At 71.7% G+C, this 2,720-nt stretch carries 1 protein-coding gene, 1 rRNA gene and 1 pseudogene; all 3 read right to left on the bottom strand.

Going from position 1 to position 2,720, the window contains the following annotated elements; genetic code table 11:
- Nucleotides 1-207: 207 nt before the first annotated feature.
- Entirely contained in the window at nucleotides 208-1,023 is an 816-nt protein-coding gene (locus ACWDAK_RS40955; RefSeq protein WP_425557883.1) for a tetratricopeptide repeat protein, read from the bottom strand.
- A gap of 567 nt (nucleotides 1,024-1,590) precedes the next feature.
- Nucleotides 1,591-2,139 (bottom strand): annotated as a pseudogene (locus ACWDAK_RS40950) (DEAD/DEAH box helicase); the annotation flags it as partial.
- Between the two features lie 495 nt (nucleotides 2,140-2,634).
- Nucleotides 2,635-2,720: ribosomal RNA gene (gene rrf / locus ACWDAK_RS40945) — 5S ribosomal RNA — on the bottom strand; the annotation flags it as partial.

Genomic DNA, 2,720 nt, shown 5'->3' with positions numbered 1-2,720 from the left:
GGCAGCGCCGCAAGCGGCACCACCGTCGTCATCGGCGTCGACGCCCCGCTCACCGGCGATTGGCTTGCGAGCCAAACCAGCCGGGCGTACTTTGGTTGCCGAGCCAACAACTTGGCTAGCTAGACAAACCTCGTGCACCAGCAACGGAGGCTGGATGTGCGTACCGGCCGGGCCTCCGGCGTTGTGCGTGCGCGGACGCGGGGCGGACTACTTCTTGGCCTCGCCCTCGACGTCCTCCTCGATCTCGACGTCGTCCTCGTCGTAGTACTCCTCGACGTCTTCCTCGTCCTCGAAGATCACCCGGTCCTCGCCGGTGTCGTCGATCGCGATCTTGCGACGGACCGGCTCCGCCTCGGCCTCAGCGCCCTGCCCGGCCTCCTCCAGCTCCGGGTCGAGCGCGTCGACGAACTCCAGGCCGTCGATCTCGGCCAGCCGCTCGGAGGCGTTGGTGACACCGTCGGTGTCGGCGTCGGCCGCCTTGGCGAACCAGTCGCGGGCCTCTTCCGCCCGGCCGGCCGCGATCAGCGCCTCGGCGTAGGCATAGCGCAGGCGGGCGGTCCACGGGTGGATCGAGCTGGATGCCAGCTCCGGGCTCTGCAGCGTCACCACGGCGGCGTCGAACTGCTCCATGTCGCTGCGGGCACCCGCTGCGACCAGGCGCATCTCGACCTGGCCGGCCTTGTCCAGCTGCTTCACCTCGGGCTCCCCGGCCATCGCCAGCGCCCGCTCCGGACGGCCCAGACCACGCTCGCAGTCCGCCATCACCGGCCACAGGTCCGCCCGCCCGGTCATCCGCCGCGCCGCCCGGAACTCGGTCAGCGCCTCGGAGTACCGCTGCGTCATGTACGAGGCGAAGCCCGCCGCCTCACGGACCGAGGCGACACGCGAGGCCAGCCGCAGCGCGACCCGCGAGTACTTGTACGCCTCCTCCGGCTCGCTGTCGAGCAGTCGGGCGACCATCACCAGGTTGCGGGCGACGTCGTCCGCGAGCGTCTTCGGCAGGCTCTTCAGGTCCTGGCGCACATCCGCGTCGATCTCGAAGCCCGTGACGTCGTCCGGGATCGGCAGCCGGTGGACCGGCTCGTGGTTGCCACGGCGGTCGTCGTAGTCCCGGCGGTCGTCACGCCGGTCGTCCCGGCGGAAGCCACCGCCGTGCGAGCGGTCGTCACGGCGGAACCCGCCGCCCCGGCCCTCGCGGCCCTCGTGCGGCCGGCCGCCTCGGTAGCCGCCGCGGTCGTCGCGGTCACGGCCATAGCCGCCCGACGGACGGTCATCCCGGCGGAAGCCGCCACCCTGCGGACGCTCGTCCCGACGCGGACGGTCCTCACGGAAACCACCCGACGGACGCTCGTCCCGACGGAAACCACCGGAGGGGCGGTCGTCGCGGTCACGGCCGTACCCGCCCGACGGACGGTCATCCCGGCGGAAGCCACCGCCCTGAGGACGCTCGTCCCGACGCGGACGGTCCTCACGGAAACCACCGGAGGGGCGGTCGTCGCGGCGGAAGCCACCGGCCTGCGGACGGTCATCCCGGCGGAAGCCGCCGCGGTCGTCACGGTCACGGCCATGGCCGCCACCCTGCGGACGCTCGTCCCGACGCGGACGGTCCTCACGGAAACCACCCGACGGACGCTCGTCCCGACGGAAACCACCGGAGGGGCGGTCGTCACGGCGGAAGCCGCCGCCCTGCGGACGGTCATCCCGACGGAAACCACCGCGGTCGTCACGGTCACGGCCGTACCCGCCCTGCGGACGGTCATCCCGGCGGAAACCACCGCGGTCGTCACGGTCACGGCCATAGCCACCCGACGGACGGTCATCCCGGCGGAAGCCACCGCCCTGAGGACGCTCGTCCCGACGCGGACGGTCCTCACGGAAACCACCCGACGGACGCTCGTCCCGACGGAAGCCACCGGCCTGCGGACGGTCATCCCGGCGGAAACCACCGCGGTCGTCACGGTCACGGCCATAGCCACCCGACGGACGGTCGTCGCGACGGAAGCCACCGGCCTGCGGACGGTCATCCCGGCGGAAACCACCGCGGTCGTCACGGTCACGGCCATAGCCACCCGACGGACGGTCATCCCGGCGGAAGCCACCGCCCTGAGGACGCTCGTCCCGACGCGGACGGTCCTCACGGAAACCACCGGAGGGGCGGTCGTCACGGCGGAAGCCGCCACCCTGCGGACGGTCATCCCGGCGGAAACCACCGCGGTCGTCACGGTCACGGCCATAGCCGCCGGAGGGGCGATCGTCGCGACGGTAGCCACCACGGTCGCGGTCGGAACGATCGTCGCGACGGTACCCGCCACGGTCGTTCGACCAGCCCCCGCGTGACCGGGGCTCGTAGCCGCCGCCGTCGTCCGATCGACGCTCGGGACGGTCCTGGGGCGGGTTCGACATCGTGGTGACTCCTGTCTGCTGCTTCAAACTCCACCACCCCGGTTCCGGCGACACGTTCGCCCCGCGGCGGTGCGGTGCCGGCCACGTGACCGGACACCATCTCCATTGTCCGGCATCCGCTCCCGTACCGCGTTCGGGCGGTACGGCGGACTGGCCGGGTCAAACACGTTCTGACACGCAAAAAAGCCGTGGCCCCCAGCGAGTCGCTGGGGGCCACGGCTTTGAATAATTGTTCGGCGGCGTCCTACTCTCCCACAGGGTCCCCCCTGCAGTACCATCGGCGCTGTGAGGCTTAGCTTCCGGGTTCGGAATGTAAC

The sequence above is a fragment of the Kitasatospora sp. NPDC001175 genome (assembly GCF_053598215.1).
Note: the sequence above shows the minus strand (reverse complement) of the source record. Positions and strands in the feature narration are given on the sequence as shown.